Source organism: Pedobacter sp. N23S346, assembly GCF_048515415.1.
Classification (GTDB): domain Bacteria; phylum Bacteroidota; class Bacteroidia; order Sphingobacteriales; family Sphingobacteriaceae; genus Pedobacter.
In genome coordinates this window covers 375,655-400,539 of the sequence record NZ_JBLYEE010000001.1, presented here as the reverse complement: position 1 = coordinate 400,539, position 24,885 = coordinate 375,655, and the positions used below count along the sequence as shown (strand labels likewise).

At 36.3% G+C, this 24,885-nt stretch carries 15 protein-coding genes; 10 read left to right on the top strand and 5 right to left on the bottom strand.

The window, feature by feature from the left end; genetic code table 11:
• Positions 1 to 46 precede the first annotated feature (46 nt).
• Both ACN1CD_RS01675 and ACN1CD_RS01670 read left to right on the top strand, forming a co-directional pair.
• Positions 47 to 232: a hypothetical protein gene (locus tag ACN1CD_RS01675; RefSeq protein WP_419128513.1), complete on the top strand. Its 186-nt coding sequence runs from the start codon at positions 47 to 49 to the stop codon at positions 230 to 232.
• 54 nt (positions 233 to 286) lie between these two features.
• Entirely contained in the window at positions 287 to 856 is a 570-nt protein-coding gene (locus ACN1CD_RS01670) for a DUF2911 domain-containing protein (protein WP_419128512.1), read from the top strand.
• A gap of 348 nt (positions 857 to 1,204) precedes the next feature.
• Here the strand turns inward: ACN1CD_RS01670 and ACN1CD_RS01665 are convergent, their stop codons facing one another.
• On the bottom strand, positions 1,205 to 3,577 hold the full coding sequence (locus ACN1CD_RS01665; RefSeq protein WP_419128511.1) for a phosphocholine-specific phospholipase C: 2,373 nt from the start codon (positions 3,575 to 3,577) through the stop codon (positions 1,205 to 1,207).
• A 47-nt stretch (positions 3,578 to 3,624) separates the two neighbouring features.
• A complete protein-coding gene (locus ACN1CD_RS01660) occupies positions 3,625 to 5,127 on the bottom strand; it encodes a glycerophosphodiester phosphodiesterase family protein (RefSeq protein ID WP_419128510.1) in 1,503 nt (500 codons plus the stop codon).
• Between the two features lie 947 nt (positions 5,128 to 6,074).
• On the opposite strand from ACN1CD_RS01660, the gene ACN1CD_RS01655 reads away from it, so the two are divergent.
• The 5 genes from ACN1CD_RS01655 (at position 6,075) to ACN1CD_RS01635 (ending at position 17,035) form a co-directional block, all read left to right on the top strand.
• Complete coding sequence (locus ACN1CD_RS01655) at positions 6,075 to 9,392, top strand: DUF4175 family protein (protein WP_419128509.1); 3,318 nt, start codon at positions 6,075 to 6,077, stop codon at positions 9,390 to 9,392.
• A gap of 377 nt (positions 9,393 to 9,769) precedes the next feature.
• Positions 9,770 to 10,207 (top strand): rRNA maturation RNase YbeY, encoded by a 438-nt coding sequence (ybeY, locus tag ACN1CD_RS01650; RefSeq protein WP_419128508.1) that lies wholly within the window; start codon positions 9,770 to 9,772, stop codon positions 10,205 to 10,207.
• Between the two features lie 1,197 nt (positions 10,208 to 11,404).
• Positions 11,405 to 13,267 carry an ABC-F family ATP-binding cassette domain-containing protein gene (locus tag ACN1CD_RS01645; protein ID WP_419128507.1) on the top strand — a complete coding sequence of 621 codons (1,863 nt, stop codon included), beginning with the start codon at positions 11,405 to 11,407 and terminating at the stop codon, positions 13,265 to 13,267.
• Between the two features lie 138 nt (positions 13,268 to 13,405).
• Positions 13,406 to 15,268 carry a tRNA uridine-5-carboxymethylaminomethyl(34) synthesis enzyme MnmG gene (gene mnmG, locus ACN1CD_RS01640; protein ID WP_419128506.1) on the top strand — a complete coding sequence of 621 codons (1,863 nt, stop codon included), beginning with the start codon at positions 13,406 to 13,408 and terminating at the stop codon, positions 15,266 to 15,268.
• Positions 15,269 to 15,391: 123 nt separating this feature from the next.
• Complete coding sequence (locus ACN1CD_RS01635; RefSeq protein WP_419128505.1) at positions 15,392 to 17,035, top strand: Ig-like domain-containing protein; 1,644 nt, start codon at positions 15,392 to 15,394, stop codon at positions 17,033 to 17,035.
• Here the strand turns inward: ACN1CD_RS01635 and ACN1CD_RS01630 are convergent, their stop codons facing one another.
• The gene (locus ACN1CD_RS01630) at positions 17,036 to 17,551 is read right to left on the bottom strand and encodes a gamma carbonic anhydrase family protein (RefSeq protein WP_419128504.1); all 516 of its coding nucleotides are present in this window, start codon (positions 17,549 to 17,551) and stop codon (positions 17,036 to 17,038) included. It abuts the gene before it with no gap.
• A gap of 91 nt (positions 17,552 to 17,642) precedes the next feature.
• Positions 17,643 to 19,229, bottom strand: coding sequence for an L-aspartate oxidase (gene nadB / locus ACN1CD_RS01625; RefSeq protein WP_419128503.1), 1,587 nt, complete (start codon positions 19,227 to 19,229; stop codon positions 17,643 to 17,645).
• A 425-nt stretch (positions 19,230 to 19,654) separates the two neighbouring features.
• On the opposite strand from nadB, the gene nadA reads away from it, so the two are divergent.
• The 3 genes from nadA (at position 19,655) to thiL (ending at position 23,171) form a co-directional block, all read left to right on the top strand.
• Positions 19,655 to 20,677, top strand: a complete 1,023-nt coding sequence (gene nadA / locus ACN1CD_RS01620) for a quinolinate synthase NadA (RefSeq protein WP_419128957.1) — start codon at positions 19,655 to 19,657, stop codon at positions 20,675 to 20,677.
• 85 nt (positions 20,678 to 20,762) lie between these two features.
• Positions 20,763 to 21,998, top strand: a complete 1,236-nt coding sequence (locus tag ACN1CD_RS01615) for a dicarboxylate/amino acid:cation symporter (protein ID WP_419128502.1) — start codon at positions 20,763 to 20,765, stop codon at positions 21,996 to 21,998.
• Positions 21,999 to 22,130: 132 nt separating this feature from the next.
• Positions 22,131 to 23,171 carry a thiamine-phosphate kinase gene (gene thiL / locus ACN1CD_RS01610; RefSeq protein ID WP_419128501.1) on the top strand — a complete coding sequence of 347 codons (1,041 nt, stop codon included), beginning with the start codon at positions 22,131 to 22,133 and terminating at the stop codon, positions 23,169 to 23,171.
• Positions 23,172 to 23,450: 279 nt separating this feature from the next.
• On the opposite strand, the gene ACN1CD_RS01605 is transcribed toward thiL, so the two are convergent.
• Positions 23,451 to 24,821 (bottom strand): DNA recombination protein RmuC, encoded by a 1,371-nt coding sequence (locus ACN1CD_RS01605; protein WP_419128500.1) that lies wholly within the window; start codon positions 24,819 to 24,821, stop codon positions 23,451 to 23,453.
• Between the last annotated feature and the right edge of the window lie 64 nt (positions 24,822 to 24,885).

Sequence of the window (24,885 nt, the reverse complement as noted above, 5' to 3'; positions counted from 1 at the left end):
TAAAATTTAAAATAAATACTAACTTTGCCACCAAATAATTAAAAAAATGAGTTTACAAGAAAACAGCAGCAATAATTTCAACTGGTTATATTATGCACTAGGATTATTTTTCGGCGTTTTAACTGGAGCAATCATTACTCAAAATTACATCTTCGCTTCGCTAGGTGGTGTTTTAGGTTTGTTAACCGCCGGATTATTTTTAAATGCTATTGTTAAAGGTAGAAAATACTAAATCGTAGTTTACCCGTTAAGAACGTTCTTTTGAATTAAATTTAACTCAAAGCAAATGAGAAATATTTTTGTTATTGTTTTCGCTTTGTTATGCTTTAGTGCAAAAGCTCAGGAGAGTACCTCTACCGAAGTAAAATTCCCTCTTGCCGACCCTAGTCCGGCTGATATTCTTTATTTTCCGATTAATACGCCAAAAGTAAAAGATGGCGAGGTGTTAAAGCCTGTAATCAAAATTATTTATTCCCGTCCGCAAAAGAAAGGAAGAGAAATTTTTGGCGTACTGGAACAATATGGAAAGGTTTGGCGTTTTGGTGCCAATGAAAGCACAGAAATTCGCTTTTTCAAAAAAGTAACCATTGGTGGTAAGAAAATTAAAGCTGGTACTTATAGCTTATTCGCAATCCCAAATAAAGATAAATGGACACTTATTGTAAACACTCAAACGGATAGGTGGGGCGCTTTTACTTATGATGCAACCAAAGATCTGGTTCGTGTTGATGTTCCTGTTAAGGCGTTATCCAAGCCAATTGAATATTTCTCTTTAACTTTTACACCAATTGCTACTGGAGCAACTTTAATCGCCGCCTGGGATAAAACTCAGGTAGAATTGCCGATAGGGTTTTAGTTTGGTCTACAAGTTAATCTCATTTCTTAACCGCAAAGTAAGCAAAGTTAAAAGCGAAGAATCGCAAAGCGAGGTTTAACCACATGAATGGTTGTCTTTGCAAGGATGCTTTTCAGCCGACAAAGCAATCTCATTTATTAACCGCAGAGTTAGCAAAGATGAAGGCAAAGAATTGCAAAGCTTGGTTTTAATCACAGAGCGCACAGAGAGAAAGCACGAAGAAAACAGAGTTAGGCATTTAAATTGGCCTATTCAATGAACGATCGTCATGGCGAGAAGGCTTTTCAGCCGACAAAGCAATCTTAATGCGTACACTACTTTCTACGTATAACTTCAATAACTAAAGCATTACAGCACATTCCCCATAAAAGGGTCGGTTATTGTAATTTCTCCCGTTTCTATTTTGCCCGCATAGTGATGTTTAAAAACCTCATTTCCCTTTTGCATAATGCTGAAGTCATACCAATTGGCACTTTTAGAAAGATCTAATGAAACTTTCAAAGTAGTCTTTGCCTTCAAACGAAGTTGCTGCTCGCTTGCCCGATACTTATTATCTACAATTCGAATTTCAATTGGCTTATCTCCTTTGTTTTCCAACGAAAAGATAAGATGACCTGAAAGCTTTTTACTCACTAACCCAATTTCTTCAGGATAAGCCATTATGTGGAGGTGCGAATTATTTTTATCGCCTGTGAAATGTCGGTAAAAGCCATTTGGTCCTGATATAGCCAAGGCATAAACCTGCTGATCGAAATCACTAACCTTAATCACTTCCTTTAATTGATCGCCAGATTTCACTGCATAAGCCCATATTTTCCCTTTAACACCTTTAAAATTGGCACCGGTACTCATATTGAAAGGCGCACCTACATTTTCTGTTGGGTTTCCGAAAAGTGTTTTGGAGGATTGAAACACAATTTCAATACCATCGTTCACAACGTTTGCATCTACGTTTAATTGGTAAGGTAAAGCGCAGGCTGACTTGCTTCCTTTTTCTTGTTTTGGAGCATGTACGGAGGATTGAGGTGAAAATGTTTCGAACTTATTAATTTTTGAAATTTCAGTTTCATCTAATGCTGTTGGTCCGGATTGAGCTGGCTTATTTTTAGCGTTAACAATACTGGCAACCACATCATCTCTTTCTAATGGTGTCGGAAGTGTAATTTCTTCCCCATTATACGGCCTGAATACTGAAGTAAGATCGCCGCAGATTGCTCTTCTCCAATCACTGATGTTATTGCTTTTGATAGGCTTTCCGGTTTTCTTACTTAGCCATTTTTCCATAAAAAGCAATGATGAAGTATGATCGAAAACCTGAGAATTAACAAAACCTCCCCTGCTCCATGGCGAAGCAACAACAAATGGTACACGATAGCCTAAGCCAATCGGACTTCCTTTTTTATTTTCAAAATCAGTGGCATAATCTATTCCCGGAGATACTTTTCCTGTAGATGGATCTGCAGGATTTGGCACAACAAATGGTGGTTGATGATCGAAATAACCATCGTTTTCATCATAAGTGAGAATAAAAATAGTCTTTTTCCAAACCTCAGGATTTTTTGTTAAAATATCTAAAGCCTCACTAACATACCAGGTTCCATAGAGCGGAGAACTGGTATGGTCAGAAAATTTCTGAGGAGCCACCAGCCAGGAAACTGCGGGCAACTTTCCACTGTCTACATCTTTTCTAAATTGATGGAAAATATCCCCTTTCGGAATGTTTATCGTCTCTGGTTTACCTTGATCATTGGTAAATGTGAATGGTGCCAGTTCCAGATAATCTTTTTCACTGATGTTCGTTTGAAAGGCTTTATCAATCAGGTTTTTTTCCCGCTGCGAAAGCATATCATACTTGGCTTGCACTTCAGCTGCTGACAATGGTGGTTTGACGGTATGATCTCCATTCTTCCTGAAGTAAGCAGAAAGCTTAACATGATGCCTGCTGACGTACTCAATAGGGTTATCTCCGTAATTTCCCAACCAATCATCTACCTCTCCTTCAGGAAGCTTTGATGTCCACAGTTCATTTTGGTAAATTCTCCAATCAATCCCGTTATCTTCAAGCGTTTCCTGAAAAGTTGGCCAATCTACAAACACATTATTTTGCGATTCTGCCTGATCGTTATTTACAACGGCAACAGGGTTTGCACTTTTTTCTCCACGAACCGTTCCGGTGAAGAAAAATAAACGATTTGGGGTAGTACCAGTTAATGAAGAACAAAAATGCTGATCGCAAACCGTAAAAGCATCTCCCAATGCGTAATAAAATGGAATGTCTTTCCGGTCATAGTAAGCCAGCGTCATGGGTGATTTAACGGGCACCCATTTATCATACTTTCCACCATTTCGCGCAGCCACCTGATCATTCCATGAATGTGGCAAACCACCTTGCCAGGTAATTTTAGTTTTATTAATATCTACGTGAAAGGGTGCATAAGTAAACCCTTGACCGTCTTTTTGCAGCCAAACCTTGTTACCATCTGGTTGAATATGCGGGTGTGGATCGTTAAATCCACGTACACCTTTCATCGTTCCAAACATGTGATCAAAAGATCGATTCTCCTGCATTAAAAACACAATGTGTTCCGCATCGTAAAAGCTGCTCCCCAATTCTGGATCGATAGCCATTGCTTTAATTACTGCCGCTGATGATACGCTTGCCATACCCGCCGATCCGGCAAATAATGCAGCTTTTTTTAGAAATGCTCTGCGAGAATCCATAATTCAGTTTACAATTTTCAGTTTACAGTTCGTAACTTATAATTTCCTTATTTCTGGTAAACCCTTACGTAATCTACTTTCATGGTCGCCGGGAAAATGGCATCATCCAATCCTTTTTTACCGCCCCAGTCTCCACCAACTGCCATATTTAAAATGATATGGAAATTCTGGTCGAATGGCCATGAACTGCTTCCTTTACCGTTATTTTTGAACGTAAGGTATTTTTGATCATCAACGAAAAAGTCAATTCTATCTTTAAACCATTCCACCGCATAAACATGGTAAGTATCATAAGGATTAATTTTCAAAGCCTTCCCTACCTGCGTATTAATTTTATGGTTAAACTTTTCGGTATGCACGGTTCCGTGAACGCTATCAGGCTCATAACCAACATGCTCCATAATATCAATTTCGCCACTTTTTGGCCAGTCGCCATATTTCCAATCTGTAGGCAGTGCCCAAATTGCAGGCCATAAGCCTCTTCCTTTTGGAAGCATTGCCCTTACCTCTACCCGGCCATACTTAAAATCAAACTTATTTTTGGTCACTAATCTTGCCGAAGTATATTCATTATTATCCTTCGCAGCTTTAAGCGCCGTAATATTCAGATTTCCTTTTATTACTTTCGCATTTAAAGAATCTGCATCTGTGTAGTATTGTAATTCATTGTTGCCCCAGCCCTTTCCTCCAACGTCATAACTCCAGTTTTTTGCAAGTGCCAAACCAGCATCATTAAATTCATCACTCCATTTTAATCTCCAGCCTGTAGCCACTGGTGCTTTTTTTAATTCCTCAAATAATAATTCAGGTTCATTTGTGGTGATATAATCTACCTGATGTGCCAAAAGCCATTGCATTTCTGCTGCCGTATTTACGGTCCAGGCATTAACAGTTAAACCAAGTTGCTGTGCATTTTCAATCCATCCGTCTTTCTGATAAAAGCTGTAATGGTAATCTACACCACTTAATTTATCTGCCTTAAGCTGCGCCGCGGTTACATCGCCTCGTAAATAGGCAACCTTAGCCTTTGGCAATAATTCCACTACACGTTTACAATAATCATAATCAAAGCTGATATATTCCGTCCATTCGAGTACGCCAAGTTTTTTCACCATTTCCACACTTGCATTGGTCACCTCAATTCCCCGTTCCTTGCTGATTAACGAAGGCTTTATCTCCAAAATTAACTTTGTAGTTTTTTGCTTTTTTCCTTCCAGCAAATAATTTTCCAGTGTAGGAATTTTTTCGCCATTATTCATGGTTTTGCTAAGCAGATCTGCGTAATTCACTTTCTCAATCGTTAACCCTTGAAATTCAGGATCGTGATTTATAACCAAAACTTTATCCAAAGTCATCCATACATCGAACTCAGATCCATAACAACCTAAACGAACAGCTTCATTAAGGGAGGCAATGGAATTTTCAGGAAATTTATTTTTTTTCCAAGCCCCACGATGCGCAATAACCTGATTTTTATTCCAATTAAACTTTTGAGCAAACGATGCTGTGAAAATGAAAACCATAAAGGTTGATATAAATAATCGTTTCATATTTTGGTTTTTAACGAAAAAGCAAAAGTAGATTTTTCGAACAAGATCAATTTTAAATCTATGTAACCTTTATATTAAGTTAATCAAGATAGGGATTTAAATTGTGAGGTGAGATAAGAATATTGCCACGGAAACACAGATTAACACGGAATTAAGTTTGAAAATTTCCGTGCCTTTGGTGTTTCCGTGGCAGAAAAATATTAATTCATAGCAAGGATTTATGTGATGTAATTTAAACAAATGAATAGGAGCATTGCCACGGAAACACAGATTTACACGGAATAGGTTTGAAAATTTCCGTGCCTTCAGTGCTTCCGTGGCTTAAACATTAACTCATAGCAAGGATTTATGTGATGTAATTTAAACAAATGAATAGGAGTATTGCCAAGGAAACACAGATTAACACGGAATTAGGTTTGAAAATTTCCGTACCTTCAGTGCTTCCGTGGCAGAAAAATATTAACTCATAGTGAAGATTTATGTGATGTAGTTAAATAAAAAACGGATAAAATATTGCCACGGAAGCACAGATTTACACGGAGTTAGGTTTTTAAAATTTTCCGTGCCTTTAGTGTTTCCGTGGCAGAAAAATATTAACTCATAGCGAAGATTTATGTAATGTAATTTAAACAAATGAAAAGGAGCATTGCCACGGAAACACAGATTTACACGGAATAGGTTTGAAAAATTTCTGTGCGTTCAGTGTTTCAGTGGCAGAAAAAGTTTATTAATCATCAAACTTTGTTTAATAAACCCGATTGGAGCGGAAAGCCCCGGTTTTTTCCGCCGGGCTTGCAGCAAAAAGCGGGACCTGAAGCCGCCATGAAATACGGAACTTCGTTTTCCAAATGATAATAAGACTTTTTCAATAAATGATTTGAAATAAACGCGTTACCTTACAGCAGGCTCTTTTAATTGATGAGAACAATTTTTACATTTACGGTGATATGGTGAGCAATAACTACAATGAATTACTAAAAAAGATAGATGAGTTTATCCGTAAGTTCTATTTAAATAGAATTTTGCGTGGGAGCATCTATGCGGCTGCCACACTCCTCGCCCTGTATTTAATTGTTTTCTTAAGCCTGTATTACCTCAACCCTACAGCCGGATTTAAAACATTTGTTTTCTTTTCCTATATTCTGATTGGTATTCTATTAATTGTTTTTTTAATCATCAAGCCCCTTCTTTCAATGTTAAAGTTGGGCAAGCACCTCTCTTTTGATGAAGCATCGGTAATTATTGGAGACCACTTTCATGATATTAAGGATAAACTGTTAAATACACTTCAGTTACAACAGCTATCGGCGCAACGTCCTGAAAATAATCAGCTGATTTTGGCCAGTATTGATCAGAAAATATTGGAGCTAAAACCTGTTCCTTTTTACACGGCTGTTCGCATTCATGATAATAAGAAATACCTTAAATATCTGTTTGGCCCGCTTGCAGTTATTCTTCTCATTGCCATTATTGCTCCTGCTATTTTACGCGAAGGAACTACAAGTTTCTTGAAATATGATGAATATATTGCTCCAAAAGCACCTTTTAGCTTTGATTTATTAAATAAAAACTTAACCATTACGCAAGGCGATGACCTCACGCTTCACTTAAAATTGAGGGGAGATGAGCTTCCCGCAGATGTTTATGTGGAGGATGAAAAAAATACCTACAAGCTGGAAAAAGAGCAGACTACCAAATTTAATTACACGCTGAAAAATGTACAGCGTGATAAAAAACTAATTTTTAAAGGCGGTGGTTTTAGTTCTTCCTTGTTTGTAATTAGTGTTAAACCACGCCCGGAGTTGTTGAGTGCAACCGCTACTTTAAGCTACCCAAGCTACCTGGGTAAAAAAAATGAAGTAATCGCGAATGTTGGCGATATGCTTTTGCCTGAAGGAACACGGGTGAGATGGAACTTTAAAACTGGAAAAAGTAACTCCCTCCTTTTCATTTTAAATGGTACCGAAAACGTACTGAAAGTGAATGAAGATGCATCAATATTTGGCGCGACCATCAAAAGTAATTCAAAGTATAGCATCACGCCTAAGAATGATTTTATCACCATAAGAGACTCCTTATCGCATCAGATCACGGTTATTAAAGATCAATCGCCTGGAATAGCGGTACAGGAAAAGACAGATTCAATAAGTAATAAAGCATTGTATTTCAGTGGACAGGTAACTGATGATTATGGCTTTAGCCGATTGAGTTTTAAATATAATATCAAGGAAAATAATAAACTCATCAGCTCCGTTACTAAAAATATCCCGATTAAAAGTAATGCTGTAGAAAACCCGTTTTTCTATTTCTGGGATCTGAAATTAGTTTCAGTGAAGCCTGGCCAGGATATTGAATATTATTTTGAAGTTGCTGATAACGATGGTGTTAATGGCGCTAAAATTACCAGATCGCAAATAAAAATCTTCAAGTCGCCCACTAAAAAAGAAACAGCAGAACAGGTAAATGCAAATAGCCAGGCACTAAAGCAAAAAGTTCAATCTGCTATCCGGCTGGCCAATACCATTGAAAAGGAAAGTAAAAAGGTTGCAGAAAGTTTAATTGATAAAAAACAGATTTCTTTCGAGGACAAAAAACAAATTGAAGCGCTATTGGAGAAACAAAAGCAATTGGATGAAGCAGTAAAGGAGATTAAGGAACAAAATGATAAAAACATCCAGCAACAGGAAGATCAAAAACAAACCGAAGAACTTCTGGAGAAACAAAAACAGATAAAAGATTTGTTCGATCATGTGCTTGATGATAAAACAAAGGAGCTTTTGCAAAAGTTGCAGAATCTGATGAATGAGAAGAATAAGGATCAAACGCAGAACGAGCTTTCGAAAATGCAGTTGGATAATAAAACCCTCAAAAATGAATTGGATAGAATTTTGGAATTATACAAACAACTCGAATTTGAACAAAATCTTCAAAATGATATCGACCGGTTAAATGAATTGGCTAAAGAACAAAAAGAACTAAGTAAAGAAACTGCTGGTAAAAAACAGGATAATGAGTCGCTTAAACAAAAGCAGGATGCTTTAAATAAGGAAATGAAAGATTTGAAGGATGATTTGAAAAAACTGGAAGAAAAAAATCAATCTTTAGAAAAGCCAAATCCCTTCGAAAACCCAGAAAAGGATGTTCAGGAGATACAAAAAGAGCAGCAAGACAGTAAAGATGCATTAGATAAAAAGGATGCTAAAGGAGCCAGTCAGAAACAACAGAAAGCAGGCGAACAAATGGAGAAGCTTTCTAAAAAGATGAATGAAATGCAACAACAGGGCGAAGAAATGGAAAATAACCTGAATGCTAAAGAGTTGCGCCGTCTTTTAGAAAATTTATTAAACACTTCATTTGAACAAGAAAAAGTGATGCTAGCGCTTAAGAAGATGAACCAGGCCGATCCATCTTACACCACTAACGTTCAGAAACAACGCAGCATTAAGGATAACCTGAAAACCATTGCAGACAGCTTGTATAGTTTAAGTAAACGCGTACCTCAGATAGAATCTACGGTAAATGAGGAGATGAATAAGATCAACTTCAACCTGGATAAGAGTTTAGAGAACCTGGGAGAAAGAAGAACGCCTGAGGCGAATCGTTATCAGCAGTTTACCATGACTTCGATTAATAATCTATCATTGATGCTCAGTGAGGCTTTAAGCCAATTGCAGAACATGAGTAAGAACTCAAAAGGCGGCAGTGGTAAAAAGCAAAAGCAGGGGATGAAACAACTATCGCAGATGCAGGAGCAGTTGAATAAGAGTATGCAAAAGGCTCGCGAGCAAATGCAAAAATCTGGCGGCAACCAAGGGACTGTTGGAAAGGGCCAAATGAGCCAGGAGTTTGGCAAAATGGCGCAACAGCAGCAGATGATTCGTCAGGCTTTAGAAAAAATTAACCGCGAAGAAAATAAAGATGGCTCTGGTAAAATGGGAAACCTAAATGAAGCCATCAAAGAAATGAAACAGACCGAGAGTGACCTGGTAAATAAACGTTTACAACAGGAAATCCTGAACAGGCAAAAAGAACTGTTAACCAAATTATTAAATGCTGAAAAGGCAGAACGTGACCAGGAAGAAGATTCTAAACGGGAGAGTAAGGCCGCGAAAGCGTTCCCACCGTCTTACCAGAAAATGCTTGAACAATATAATCAACAGCAAAAAAATGGTAATGATATGTTGCAGAGGCTACCGCCTGGTTTAAATTATTATTACAAAAATAAAATAGCGGAGTATTTAAAATCTTTGAATATGTTGCAGTAGGTTTAACAAGATTTGAAGACTATTTGATATATGACTAGCAAGGCAATAAGAAAAGATTAATTACTTATTTTTCTGATGCAGAGGATAATAAGATAAAAGCTATTTATACTCTGCTCGAAAACGAAATTGAGAATAAAAAATCTTTCAACCTTACTAAAGAACATTTAGAAATTCTTGATCAAGAAAGAGAATTACACCTAAGTGGTACAACAAAGTCGTATAGCAAACAAGATTCTCTTGATGTTATAAAGGGACTTAAATTACTATAGATTATTTGAAGATGAAGTAATAATCTTTACTGTCTTCCATAATCTGCGAATCTGCGGCTAAGTTACACGCATAATATTTCTTAGATTTGCAGCATCAAACGATCCAATATGCCTGCAATTTCATTTTTTACAGAATCAATTTCTTATAATCTACCTCAAAAACTTAAGGTCAAAAAGTGGATCAAAGCAGCTGTAGAAAAAGAAGGCTTTAAATTGCAGGAGCTTAATTTCATTTTCTGTAGTGATGAATATCTATTGGGCATCAATCGGCAGTATTTAAATCACGATACTTATACTGATATCATTACATTTGATAATTCAGAGCAGGAAAAGCAAATTGTAAGTGATATTTTCATTAGCATTGAACGTGTTAAAGAAAATGCAAAAACTTTCAATACAAACGATTTTGATGAGGTTTGCCGCATTATGATTCATGGAACACTTCATTTACTCGGATACAAAGATAAAGGCAAGGCAGCGAAAGCACTGATGACTCAGAAAGAAGATGAGTATTTGGGTTATAGGGTTGAAGTTGGCTTGGCTTAAATTTACCTTAATACTAATTTAGCGAATTTCGTCTGTGCCGAATTTTCCAGCTGTAATATGCAGCCTGATATTACTCATACTTAAGTTTCTTAATAAATTTCCCCGCAGACTTAAAGGAAAAGCTACGCAGATTTAAAATGATAAAAATGCAGTCTTATCAGATCTTTAAACTTCATCATACCACTTAATTGCTTTTTATATCTGCTGCATAATTATCTGTTTGTCTAATTCTTATAGCCGTTCGTCGATGATTAGCCCATGCTGGTATATTATCTTAAATCATGCTGAAACGTTTCCGCTTTGTTGCAGTCTTATATCTAGAAAACAATAATAATGTATATGAATATTGGTTCTAAGCGCCAGTGTGATTCAAAGATAGTTTAGTTTTAGTTAATGATTGAAGCAGCGGCGGAGCGATTCCAGCCGCTGTTTTCGTTTGTATTAATGCCACAGAAGTTCTAAAATCACGGAATATGAGAAATTTTATTTTAGTGTCAATTCGTGTTTCAGTAGCATTTTTTTAATGAAAGTAATTTATTAGTTATCTTTTGTAGTAATGCCACGGAAGCACTGAAATCACGGAATTAGAAGAGGTTTGTTTCCGTACCAATCCCCCTTTCCGTGGCAAATAATTTTTACTAAACATCAATAATTACTATTCTTAGTTGATACAGATTTGATTTCCAAATAATTTTAAAGCTGTGGCTGAGCGATTCCAGCCGCTGTTTTCGTTTGCAGTAATGCCACAGAAGCACTGAAATCACCGAATACGAGAAATTTTTTTTTCCGTGTCAATTCGTGTTTCCGTGGCAATTTTTTTTAATGAAAATAATTTGTTAGTTATCTTTTGTAGTAATGCCACGGAAGCACTGAAATCACCGAATTAGAAGAGGTCTGTTTCCGTGCCAATCCCTGTTTCCGTGGCAAATAATTTTTAGCTGGTACAAATTTGATTTTCGAAATAATTTTATAGCTGTGGCGGAGTGATTCCAGCCGCTGTTTTCTTTGCAGGATTTTTGCTAAAATTTTCTAAGATTAGCTATTTTTCTTAATCTGCGAATCTGCGGCTAAATACTTATCAATATTCTGCCATTTTTAGCTGATACAGAACCCCTTTGAGATTTGATTTGGTTGTTCCAAATAATTTATACTTACTTTTGCACTAATTTTCCTTTATAAATCCGAAATACAAAAAAATTGAGCACACTAATTGCGGCAGAAGGCTTAGGTCATGGTTACCATGATGAATGGCTATTTAAAAATTTAACCTTAGGTATTAACTCAGGTCAGCGCGTAGCGTTGGTTGGAATTAATGGTGCAGGTAAGAGTACCTTATTGAAATTGCTTGCAGAAAGGTTTCCTCCGCTGGAAGGTAAAATTGTAAAAAATAAGGCAGTTAAAATTGGTTTTCTTGATCAGGAACCTCAATTTAATGAAGGTTACTCTATCAGCGACTTTATTTTTTCTTTGGAAAACAAGCAGCAACAATTGATCAAAGAGTATGAAGAATTAATAGAAGACCCAAACCCGGATGAAAAAACGCTTAATCGTTTATATGAAGAACTAAGCGAGCACAACGCCTGGGAGTATGAACATGAGATCAAAACTATTCTTAACAGGATGGGCATTACCCACCTACAGCAAAAAATAGCTACACTTTCTGGTGGACAAAAGAAACGTTTAGCCTTGGCTAAGCTGTTAATTGAAGATCCAGAAATTTTAGTTTTGGATGAGCCGACTAACCATTTGGATATTGATACGATTGAATGGTTAGAGAAACTTTTAACTACCGGACAGAAAACTATTCTTTTAGTTACTCATGATAGATACTTTTTAGATAATGTTTGCAATACCATTGTAGAATTGGATAGAGGTAAGATTTTTAATTACAATGGAAATTATGCCTATTATTTAGAAAAGAAATCTGAAAGAGAAGCATTAGACGCAACGGTTTTACACAAGAACCAGCAGTTGTTAAAGAAAGAACTGGAGTGGATGAGGCGCATGCCACAGGCGCGTGGAACAAAATCTAACGCCAGAATCAATGCTTTTTACGATCTGGAGGAGAAATCAAAGAAGAAGTCTGATAATCAGTCTATTAACCTTCAAATGAAAATGTCTCGTCAGGGAGGTAAAATTATTGAAGTAGAACACATTGCAAAAGCATTTGACGGCCGTCCGATCATCAATGATTTTAGTTATACGTTTAAAAAAGGTGACCGAATTGGATTAGCTGGAAAAAACGGAACTGGTAAATCAACTCTTCTAAATATTTTAACAAGTCAGTTAACGCCTGATGCGGGGAAAGTTGACACTGGTGACACAACAGTTTTCGGTTATTATAAGCAAGGTGGCTTAACTTTCGATCCTAAAGAAAGAGTGATCGATATTGTAAAATCTGATGCGGAATATATCAAAATGGCTGATGGTTCAGTGATCACTGCTTCTGCCCTACTCACGCTTTTTCTCTTCCCGCCGAAAAAACAACATGGCATGGTAGAGAAGTTAAGTGGCGGTGAAAAGAAGCGTTTAAACCTCATGAAGGTATTGATGCAAAATCCAAACTTCCTAATCTTAGATGAGCCAACGAACGACTTAGATATTGACACGCTTAACGTACTTGAAGAATTTTTAGAAAACTTCCCTGGTATTCTAATGCTGGTTTCTCACGATAGATACTTATTGGATAAGATGAGTGATCAGTTATTTATTATGGAAGGCGAAGGTGTGGTAAAAATTTACAACGGTAATTATTCTGAGTATCGTTTAAGTTTAGAGCAACCAAAAACTAAACCAGAAGCGAAGAAAGAACCTACCCCTATTATTGAACAAGCACCTACCAAGGCCGTGAAAAAATTAAGTTTCAAGGAACAAAAGGAACTAGATGATAGCGAAAAAGCAATGGAGGAAACAGAAGCAAAAATTAGTGCACTTACTAAAACACTAAATAATATTGATGCTTCTGATTACGTTAAAATCCAGGAAATTTCTGGTGAAATTGAAAATCTTCAAAGGAACCTTGATGATCTTACGATGCGTTGGCTGGAATTATCAGAGTAAATGTTTGAAATAAACGTGACAATTTTAAAGTTTGTTTCACGTGGAACATTAAAATATATGATGCTAATTTTTGCTCAGCATCTATTAATTAAAATAAATATTGTTCCACGTGGAACAATAGTATAAATAAAGGATAAAATGTTTTCTAAATATGATTTGATTGTTGTTGGTGCAGGACATGCTGGCTGTGAAGCTGCTGCTGCTGCTGCTAACTTGGGATCGTCTGTTTTACTTATAACAATGAATATGGGTACAATCGCCCAGATGAGTTGTAATCCTGCAATGGGCGGTGTAGCCAAAGGGCAGATTGTGCGTGAGGTAGATGCAATGGGTGGATATTCAGGAATTATCTCTGATAAATCTACAATCCAGTTTAGAATGCTCAACAAATCTAAAGGCCCTGCGATGTGGAGTCCTCGTGCACAAATTGACAGAATGCGATTTGCAGAAGAATGGAGATTAGCATTAGAGCGTACGCCCAACTTAGATATTTGGCAAGACAGTGTTGTTGGCTTATTGGTAAAAGACAATACAGTATATGGAGTTAAAACATCGTTAGGTATTGAAATAGAAAGCACTGCAGTTGTACTCACTAATGGCACCTTTCTAAACGGAGTAATGCATATTGGTGAAAAGAAATTTGGAGGGGGCAGAACAGCAGAAAGAGCATCAACCGGTATTACTGAGCAATTAGTAGAATTAGGTATGGAAGCTGGCAGAATGAAGACTGGTACCCCACCCCGGGTAGATGGCAGAAGCTTAGATTATTCAAAAATGGAAGAGCAGTGGGGAGATGATAATCCAAACAAATTCTCCTTTACAGATACAGAAGTTTCTACTGATCAACGTTGCTGTTGGATTACTTATACCAATAGTGAAGTGCATGAAACTTTGAAAGAAGGCTTTGAAAAATCTCCGATGTTCACCGGAAGAATTAAAGGTTTAGGCCCAAGATATTGTCCCTCTATTGAAGATAAAATTAATCGCTTTGCTGAACGGGACAGACACCAGATTTTCGTAGAACCAGAAGGATGGAATACCTGCGAAATCTATGTAAATGGATTTTCAACTTCGCTTCCAGAGGATGTTCAACAAAGGGCACTGAGATTAATCCCAGGCTTTGAAAATGCAAAAATGTTCAGACCTGGTTACGCCATTGAATATGACTTCTTCCCACCTACCCAATTATCGTTAACACTAGAAACTAAATTAATTAATAATTTATTTCTTGCCGGCCAGATCAACGGAACAACAGGATATGAAGAAGCAGCTTGCCAAGGATTCATGGCTGGAATAAATGCGCATCAAAAAATCAATGATAAACATGAACTGATTATGAAAAGATCAGATAGTTATATTGGCGTATTAATTGACGATCTCGTAACAAAGGGTACGGAAGAACCATATCGAATGTTTACATCAAGAGCTGAACATCGTTTACTATTAAGACAAGATAATGCTGATATCCGCCTCTCTCCTATTGGTCATGAATTAGGTTTAATTTCAGACGAACGGCTGGAAAAAGTAAATCAAAAAATTGCAAAGGCTGACGCATTGGTGAAATTTACGAAAGTTCAGGGAATCGAAATGGGTGAAGTAAATGCTACGCTTGAAAGTTTAGGTTCAAGTCCATTAAATCAAAATGTCAAAATCCACAGTTTAATTGGAAGGCCACATGTAGGTTTGCAAGACATCATAAAAGTAAGTAAACCACTTGCAGAAGCTACTAAAGATTTAGATGAGCAAACGATTGAGCAAGCAGAAATAAAAATTAAGTATGAAAGCTATTTTGAAAAAGAAAATGAGATTGTAGCTAAAATGCTTAAAATGGAAGACAAAGAAATTAAGCCAGATTTTGATTATAATAAAATTGGATCCATATCTAAGGAAGCCCGGGAAAAATTATTTAAGATAAAACCACGTACTTTAGGTCAGGCTTCCAGAATTTCTGGAGTTTCACCTTCAGATATCTCTGTTTTAATGGTTTTTATCAATAAATAGCTGATTATCAATTAATTAAATACGTAAATTAGATGGCTTTATATAATTCGATATAAAGAAATAAAAATATTTTTTAATGTTACGTCTTCAAAAAACACAATAATTCGTTAGATCGCTTAAAACATGTCAAATTTTAAACACCGATATTTTAACATTGGAAATTTAGTTGTTGTCTTTCTAACACTTCTTATTTTTGGTTGTGCGAGTATGCAAACGCCACAAGGTGGTCCAAAAGATACTAAGCCTCCCAAGGTTTTAATTATGACTCCAAAAAATTTGACGAGAAATTTCAATGCCAAAAAAATCGTTATTGAATTCGATGAATTTGTGAAACTTAATAATGAGTTCAAAGAATTCTCCATTTCACCAGACCAGGAACGCCCTCCTATTTTGAAAGCCAGGAAAAAAGTTTTAGAAGTTGAGCTTCAGGATACCCTGGAAAAAAACACTACCTATACTTTAAACTTTGGAAAGTCTGTAGCGGATATCAATGAAAATAACATCATCAAAAATTTATCGTACGTTTTTTCTACAGGTGCAGAAATAGATTCACTTTCACTAAGTGGAAAAGTCAATAATTCATTAACTGGTGAATTAGAAAAAGATGCTGTTGTTTTCATCCTACCTGTTGAACGTGATACTTTATTTGGAAAAAAACGCGCATCCATTTATACTTTAACAGATAGCTCCGGTAACTATAAACTGAACAATTTAAGAAAGGGATCATACAAAATTTACGCGCTCAAAGAAAGCGAAGGCGGTGGAGATAAAATTTATCAGCAACTTTCTGATGAAGTTGGATATATTAAAGATCCAGTTCTTATTGATAAGAATATAGAAAATGTTAATCTTCAAGTCTTCAAAGAACTGGAGCCAGAGTTTAGGATTTTGGATCGAAAACTTAATAATGATGGAAGTATATCATTAATCTTTAATCAAAAGTTAAAAGAACCTAAAATTACAGTGATGGAACCTACAGCGGTTGATGTTGGAAAGAAAGTATTGTTTAATAAATTAAATGATACGGCAAAAGTTTGGTTAACAGACCTGAGTTTTGATTCAGTCAAATTAGCTATTCAGGATCAGGGTAAAGTGTTGCAGGTGGTTAATTTTAACCGGGGCAAGAAGGATAATTATACAAGAGATTTAACAATAACAGATAATATAAGTTCTGGTAAGCTAAATCCATATCAACGTTACACCTTAACCTTTAATTTCCCAGTAAATAGCGCAGATCCATCGAAAATAACATTATTAGAAGATTCTGTAAAGAGAACTAATTTTGAATTGGTTAAAGACAGCGTAGATTTCCTGAAATACTATCTCAAATTTACATGGCGTAATAAACGAACTTACGATGTTAAATTTGCTCCAGGTGCTTTTACAGCGATATTTAATGCTAAAAACAAGGAGATTAATAAAAGCTTCAGGTTAGAAACCATTGATAGTTATGGAACATTAGCTTTGAATATAGTTGTGCCTGATACCACTAAAAGCTACATCGTAGAGTTTATTGATGAAAAGAAAAATACCATTAAAGGATATAATATCAATAAAAACGGAGCAATCAATTTCGCTAATTACCCAGCTGGAAAATACTTTATTCGTGTAGTTTACGATGAAAATAAAAATGGTGTTTGGGATACAGGAAATATAAAAGCTGGTACACAGCCAGAGAAGATCTGGTATTCTCCGGAAGAAAAATCACTCCGGGCCAATTGGGAGCGCGTAGATAATTTAACTATTCCTCCACCGCCAAAAGAATAATTATGGATTAGTAAACCAACCGGAATACATCACATAATTATCTGGTAATTTATTTAATAAAGCCCGTTGCTCTTCAGTAATGGGCTTTATCTTTTTAGCCGGTGTACCTGCATATAGGTAACCACTTTCACACACGTTGTTTTCCAGAACAACCGAGCCAGCTGCTATAATACAGTATTCTTGCACTACAGCGTGATCCATTACAATTGCCCCCATTCCAATTAATACATGATCCTGGATGGTACAACCATGTACAATAGCATTATGTCCTACAGATACACGATTACCAATATGCGTAGCGGCTTTTAAATACGTAGCATGAATCACAGCACCATCCTGGATATTGGATTCATTTCCGATGGTAATGGCATTTACATCGCCTCTAATCACCGCATTGAACCAAACCGAGCAGTTGCTCCCTAATTTTACGTCGCCGACAATCGTTGCATTTTCTGCGATGAAATTATTTTCTCCTATTTCAGGGTATTTATCTTTTACTTGCAGTATTAAGGCCATGTTATAGTTGTTTTGGTTGTAGTTTTTTGGTTGTTTTGTTTAGATAACTGATTTGCATGTCTAAAAAGCTAACAAACCAGAAACCAACAAACTAGAATACAGTATCAATCAATTCTTTTGCATGTTCAGGGTAATCGGTAGTAAAATGTAATCCCCTACTCTCTTTCCGCTGCATGGCAGATTTAATCACTAAATAAGCTGTTTGAATAACATTTCTCAGCTCACAAAGCTTAACAGATACTTCATTCTTTTTATAAAATTCTTCAGTCTCCTGATATATTAAAAACAGACGACGGTGTGCACGCTCCAATCTAAAATTTGAACGAACAATGCCAACATAATCACCCATTATTTTCTGCATTTCTCTTAGGTTATGAGTAACTAAAATTTCTTCATCCGTCTGTGTCACCCCTTTCGCATCCCATTCAGGTATATTTTCCGGAATAACATTCTTTTTGAAATTTTCAATAGCATCCTGATAAATACGGTGAGCAAAAACTGTAGCCTCTAGCAAAGAGTTGGAAGCCAATCGGTTAGCGCCGTGTAATCCGGTTGAAGAACATTCACCGCAAGCATAAAGATTTTTAATAGATGAACGACCATATTCATCAACCAAAATACCACCACACATATAATGCGATGCAGGGGTAACCGGAATATAATCCTTTGTCATATCGATCCCAATAGACAAACACTTAGCATATATATTAGGAAAATGCTTCAATATATCAGCCTTTTTACGCATGGTGATGTCTAAATAAACAAAATCATCACCAGATTTTTTCATTTCATTATCAACTGCCCTGGCAACAATATCACGAGGTGCTAACGATTTACGCTCATCATATTCGTGCATAAATTCTTCTCCATTTTTACGTCTAAGCACACCTCCAAAACCCCTGACTGCTTCAGAAATTAAGAACGATGGATACTCTCCAGGATGGTACAAAGCGGTTGGATGGAACTGAATAAACTCCATATTCCTTACTTTTCCTTTTGCTCTATAAACCATCGCCATTCCATCACCGGTTGCAATTACTGGATTTGTTGTCGCAGAATAGACATGTCCGGCACCTCCGGCAGCCATTACAGTAACGTTTGCAACAATTTTCTCCACATCGTTAAGCTCTGTGTTAAAGGCATATACGCCATAACAGTTGATATCTTCCGTACGTTTATCCACAAAGTCACCAAGGTGATGCTGGGTAATTAGCTCGAGTGCAAAGTAATGTGTTAATATCTCTATGTTGGAATTCTCATGAATCTCTTTTAATAATACACGTTCAATCTCGTATCCGGTGATGTCTTTATAGTGCAAAACACGGTGTTCGGAATGTCCACCTTCTTTGGCCAGATCGTAAAAACCAGAATTATCCTTATCGAAGTTAATACCATAATCGATAATCTCCTGAATGCGCTGAGGCCCCTCTTTTACAACGATTTCCACTATTTTTTGATCACATAAACCATCACCAGCAATCAGTGTATCTTGAATATGTTTATCGAAAGAATCACCTTTATCCACAACAACGGCAACGCCTCCCTGGGCATATTTGGTGTTAGATTCATCCTCATTTGACTTGGTAACGATTAAAACCTTACCAAATTTTGCAGCTTTAAGTGCGAAGCTTAAACCCGCTATGCCTGAACCGATTACCAGAAAATCTACTTTTCTCATTTAAAAAACATTTACTTTATCAACGATGTTGATAACTATAGAACAACTGTTAGCTTAATGTATAAATTATGCTAACAAATAAATTTGAATGTTTAAAGCTACTGTAAAAAGACAATTTGCCACAATCTTTTGCCCAATTTTTAAGCACCTTTGTGCAAGTAATTAACTTTTCTCACACTTATAAACAATTAACATTCCAATATTGATAACATTTAAGTCGTTTTTCGATAGTGCTGAAAATCAATCTTATCATGTTAGAAAAATGTAATCTAAATGTTAGTAAACGATTAACAACTTACATTAACGAAGGAATTTTCGAAACTTGCCAACAATACTAACACACTAATAAACAAACAAGATTTATTTATTTAAAATAACTTATTAATTATTGAGACGTGGAAAGCTTTATCTTTGACCAACGTCAAATTTCAAAAAAGGAAAATTTAAAAATGAACATAGATGTCTTAGCAGAAATTAACAAAAAAGGTTTTGTAGAAGAAGAAATTGATCCTACGTTAGATCTTTTTGCTGAAATTGAAAAATTAAAGAAAGAGAAGAATGCAATTATACTGGCGCATTACTATCAAGAACCTGATATACAGGATATTGCAGATTATATTGGAGATAGTTTAGGTTTATCTCAGGAAGCTGCAAAGACTGATGCTGAGGTGATTGTATTTGCAGGTGTACATTTTATGGCAGAAACTGCGAAGATTTTGTCTCCTACAAAGAAAGTTTTATTACCCGATGTAAAAGCAGGCTGTTCTCTGGCGGATAGTTGCCCACCACATCTTTTCAAAAAATTTAAGGAGAAATATCCCGATCATTTGGTGATCACTTACGTGAATTGTACCGCTGAGTTAAAGGCTTTAAGTGATATCGTTTGTACATCGACAAATGCTGTTCAAATTGTAGAAAGCTTGCCTAAAGATCAAAAAATAATTTTTGGTCCTGATCGTAACCTGGGTGCTTATGTAGCAAAAAAAACAGGTAGAGATTTAGTGTTGTGGAATGGTGCCTGTATGGTTCATGAAATTTTTTCTCAGGAGAAAATAACGAAATTAAAAGAGCGCCATCCGAATGCGAAATTTATTGCGCATCCGGAATGTGAAGAGCCTGTTTTAAGAATGGCCGATTATATTGGGTCTACCACCGGACTTTTAAAATATGCCATTGCTAACCCTGCAACTGAATTTATTGTAGCTACAGAAAGTGGGATTATCCACCAAATGGAAAAAGCTTGTCCGGATAAAACCTTCATTCCGGCCCCGCCAAACAACAGCTGTGCTTGTAATGATTGTCCTTACATGAAAAGAAATACTTTAGAAAAATTATATTTATGTCTTAAAAATGGTTCTCCGGAAGTAACTGTTCCAGAGTATATTATAGAAAAAGCACGTTTGCCCATCCAAAGAATGCTGGATATTTCAGCTGAATTGGGTTTGTAAAAAAAAATCCACTGAAACATGGATTAACACGGAGTAAATTTGATTTCCGTGCATTCCAGCTTCCGTGGTTAAAAAAGAAGATTAAATGAAGAACAACATTCTTAAAAATTATTCTGGCTTGTTGTGGCTATTGGCAGGTATTACTGCTGGAAGTATAGTCGGATTAATTTTTGGAAAAAATGTTGAAAGTATAAAACCGTTAGGTGATATATTTCTAAATCTGCTGTTTACTGCCGTTATTCCACTCGTATTTTTTGCAGTATCATCGGCGATAGCAAATATCGATCGGACTAAAAAGCTGGGTAGATTACTAACGATCATGGTGCTGGTTTTTTTATCTACGATACTGATATCAGCTGTCTTAACACTCGTTGCCACATGGATTTTCCCTATTCATCAGGCTTTGGGTAATAATCCGGTTCCAATTGAAACAGAGAAAGTTCAGTCTTTCGGCGAACAAATGACCCAGCTATTAACCGTGGGTGAATTTTTCGAAATAGGAAGCAGGAAAAATATGCTGGCGCTGATTATCTTTTCAGTTTTGGTTGGTTTTTCTACGCTGTATTCTGGCAAAGAGGGCGATGGATTTAAAAGTTTCCTGGTGTCAGGTAATGAGGTGATGAAGAAATTAATTATCCTCATCATGAAATTAGGACCAATTGGTTTAGGGGCTTATTTCGCCTATCAGGTTGGCGTTTTTGGTCCACAACTTTTTGGAACATACGCCAAGGCTTTAGGATTATATTATGGCGTTAGTGCTTTTTACTTTATAGTTTTTTTTACCATATACGCTTTTATTGCCGGAGGATTTAAGGCTATAAAAATATTCTGGAAAAATAACATTGTTCCTGCCCTAACATCGGTTGGAACCTGTAGCAGTATTGCAACAATCCCGGCAAATCTCGAAGGAACATTGAAAATGGGGGTTCCGGCTTACATCGCCAATGTTACGATTCCACTTGGTTCAACCTTGCACAAAGACGGTTCGAGCATAAGTTCAATCATCAAAATAGCAGTAGTTTTTGCTATTTTTGGTAAGGATCTAGTACATGTAGATACCATTATTCTGGCATTGGGCATTACTGTTTTAGTGAGTATTGTGGAAGGAGGAATTCCAAACGGAGGTTATATCGGTGAATTATTGATGATCTCTGCCTATCAGTTGCCGCCAGAAGCCTTACCTCCAGCCATGATTATCGGTACATTGGTAGATCCTATGGCAACGTTATTAAATGCAACTGGAGATAACGTTGCGGCAATGTTAATTGCCAGGTTTACTGAAGGTAAGAATTGGATGGAACAAAAGAATCTGTCATCCTGACGTAGGAAGGATCTGTTTGCGATGAAAGGCTTCCATCGCCGACGTACAGATTCTTCGTTATGCTCAGAATGACAATATTATAAATAATAAAATCGGGGTATAAATCCCTTTATTGAAAAAGAAAATAAGCATATGTTTGAGAATAAAGAACGTACAGATATTAATGAATTAGGTGAATTTGGTTTGATCAAACACCTTACTACTAATTTTAAAATCAGAAATGATTATTCAGTAAAAGGTGTGGGTGATGATGCTGCTGTTTTAGATGCAAAAGGGAAACAAATATTGGTTTCTACTGATTTACTTTTAGAGGGTATTCATTTTGATTTGGCTTATGTGCCTCTGATGCATTTGGGTTATAAAGCCGTTCAGGTTAACCTGAGTGATATCTATGCCATGAATGGAAAAGCGAGTCAAATCACCGTTTCTTTAGGTTTGTCGAGTAAGTTTCCGTTAGAAGCCGTAGAAGAAATTTACAAAGGAATTGAACTGGCTTGTAATAAATTTAATATTGATCTAATTGGTGGTGATACTTCTTCAAGTAAGCAAGGTTTGGTGATTAGTATTACCAGTATTGGCTATGCCGATGCTGATAAAGTAACCTATAGAAATGGTGCTCAGGAAAACGATTTGCTTTGTGTTTCTGGCGATTTAGGTGGTGCTTACGTTGGTCTTCAAATTTTAGAAAGAGAAAAATTAATTTATCTGGAGAATCCTCAGATTCAACCAGATTTAGAAGGGAAAGACTATATCATTGAAAGGCAGTTGAAACCTGAAGCCAGAATGGATATTGTTGCGCTTTTAGAAGACATGGATATTAAACCAACTTCAATGATTGATGTATCTGATGGTTTAGCTTCTGAAATTTTGCATTTAGCAACAGAAAGTGATAAGGGAATTACGATCTATGAAGATAAAATCCCTTTAGATCCAATGACTTATGAAACTGCCCGTGAGTTGGGAATTGATCCAACAGTATGTGCATTAAGTGGCGGTGAAGATTATGAATTGTTGTTTACCATTAGCCAGGAAGATTACAAGAAGCTGAAACATGATGTAGATATTACTGTAATTGGACACGTTACTGATAAAAATTCAGGATGTAAAATGGTATCAAAATCTAATAATGTGCATGAGTTGAAAGCGCAAGGATGGAATGCTTTTAATAAGTAATATTTATTTAGAAATTTAATTGAAAAGATTGCTTCGTTGGCTGAAGGAGCCTTCTCTCAATGAAGAGTTTTTTATAAAAATCCTGTTGTAAAGGTCTTAAATAAAACTATCGTCATTGCGCGGCACGAAGCAATCTCACTTTTCAAATAGATTGCTTCAGTAAATGAAGAATTTGCTTCGCAATGACGATTCTTTAATTGAAATACACTCTACACTCGGAATATAGTGATTGCAATGATAGACTTCCCTATCAACTAATGTCTTACCAACCGAACTAATTTACTCTTGATCCAAATACTTCATATCAATCTGCTTAGTTGCTTTGGCACCTAGCTTTTTGATTTTTTCTGATGTATTTACCAAATTACCGGATCCATCAGAAAGTTTGTTTAATGCCTTATCGTAGGCATCCTGACCATTTTTAATGTGTTTACCGATGTTCTCCATATCTGAAACAAAGCCAACGAACTTATCGTACATCGATCCACTAAGCCTTGCAATCTCCATTACATTTCTATTCTGTCTTTCCTGTTTCCACATGCTGGCAATGGTACGAAGGGTAGCCAGTAAAGTAGAAGGACTCACAATAACCACCCGCCTATCCCATGCAAAATTAAATAGTTCAGCATCTTTCTGCACAGCAACACTAAAAGAAGATTCAATAGGAACAAAGAGTAGTACGAAGTCTGGAGAATTGATTTTATACAACTCATGATAGTTTTTAGCAGATAATTCCTGAATGTGATTTTTAATAGAAACCAGATGGGCTTTTACATAGCCTTCACGCGCTTCATCAGTCTCCGCAGATACAGATCGCTCATAGGCAACTAAACTTACCTTAGCATCGATAATAAGGTGTTTATCATCAGGAAGATCAATAACCACATCGGGTTGAAAGCGGCTGCCATCAGCTGAAATAAGCGATGCCTGAATGCGGTATTCCTGGTCACGTACCAAACCAGAACGTTCAAGCACCTTTTCTAAAATTACTTCACCCCAATTTCCTTGCTTTTTGCTATCACCTTTTAATGCTTTCGTTAAATTATTGGCATCTTCCTGAATCAGCTTACTTTGAATCTGCAATTCGGAAATCACCCCTTTTAAAATATTTCTTTCATCAGATTCGGCCTTGTAAACCTTTTCTACTTTCTCTTCAAAAGCTTTGATGTTTTCTTTCAATGGATTTAAAATCAGGTCCAGATTGGTTTTGTTCTGCTCTACAAAGCGGGTCGATTTCTCGTCTAAAATTTTATTAGCAATCAGTTCAAAATCTTTATTCAACTTCTCTTGAGATTGCTCATAACTCAGCTTTTGTTCCGCTAATTTTTCTTTTTCAGCCAAATAAAAAGAGCGTGTGCTTTCCAATTCGCGATTGGCGTCTGCTAACCGGTCACGTTCGCCTTGTAATTCATCAATCAGTCGTTGTTGTTCTTCTTTCAATAAGGTAGTAATGTGATCTTTTTCCGTTACGAGATTGGAAACACGTTCTTCAGTTCTGGCTAAACTTATTTTTAATAAATCATTTTCTGCCTTATTCTTTTCAAATTCTTCAATAGAAATAATACCTAGAGCAGTTTGTGGTTTTTTAAAGAATAATAATACCAATACAAGTAAAATAACGATAAGAAGAGCAACTGCAGCGGTTTCCATAATGATAATAATTTTAGTAAAAATCGATATTAAAAATAGCTTTACCAAAATATTTTGCTAGAAT

Coding starts and splice junctions, on each gene's coding strand:
- ACN1CD_RS01630 (WP_419128504.1), bottom strand. CDS start 17,551: ATGGCCTTAATACTGCAAGTAAAAGATAAATACCCTGAAATAGGAGAA.
- ACN1CD_RS01660 (WP_419128510.1), bottom strand. CDS start 5,127: ATGAAACGATTATTTATATCAACCTTTATGGTTTTCATTTTCACAGCA.
- ACN1CD_RS01670 (WP_419128512.1), top strand. CDS start 287: ATGAGAAATATTTTTGTTATTGTTTTCGCTTTGTTATGCTTTAGTGCA.
- ACN1CD_RS01665 (WP_419128511.1), bottom strand. CDS start 3,577: ATGGATTCTCGCAGAGCATTTCTAAAAAAAGCTGCATTATTTGCCGGA.
- nadB (WP_419128503.1), bottom strand. CDS start 19,229: ATGAGAAAAGTAGATTTTCTGGTAATCGGTTCAGGCATAGCGGGTTTA.
- ACN1CD_RS01675 (WP_419128513.1), top strand. CDS start 47: ATGAGTTTACAAGAAAACAGCAGCAATAATTTCAACTGGTTATATTAT.
- mnmG (WP_419128506.1), top strand. CDS start 13,406: ATGTTTTCTAAATATGATTTGATTGTTGTTGGTGCAGGACATGCTGGC.
- ybeY (WP_419128508.1), top strand. CDS start 9,770: ATGCCTGCAATTTCATTTTTTACAGAATCAATTTCTTATAATCTACCT.
- ACN1CD_RS01605 (WP_419128500.1), bottom strand. CDS start 24,821: ATGGAAACCGCTGCAGTTGCTCTTCTTATCGTTATTTTACTTGTATTG.
- ACN1CD_RS01635 (WP_419128505.1), top strand. CDS start 15,392: ATGTCAAATTTTAAACACCGATATTTTAACATTGGAAATTTAGTTGTT.
- ACN1CD_RS01615 (WP_419128502.1), top strand. CDS start 20,763: ATGAAGAACAACATTCTTAAAAATTATTCTGGCTTGTTGTGGCTATTG.
- thiL (WP_419128501.1), top strand. CDS start 22,131: ATGTTTGAGAATAAAGAACGTACAGATATTAATGAATTAGGTGAATTT.
- ACN1CD_RS01655 (WP_419128509.1), top strand. CDS start 6,075: ATGGTGAGCAATAACTACAATGAATTACTAAAAAAGATAGATGAGTTT.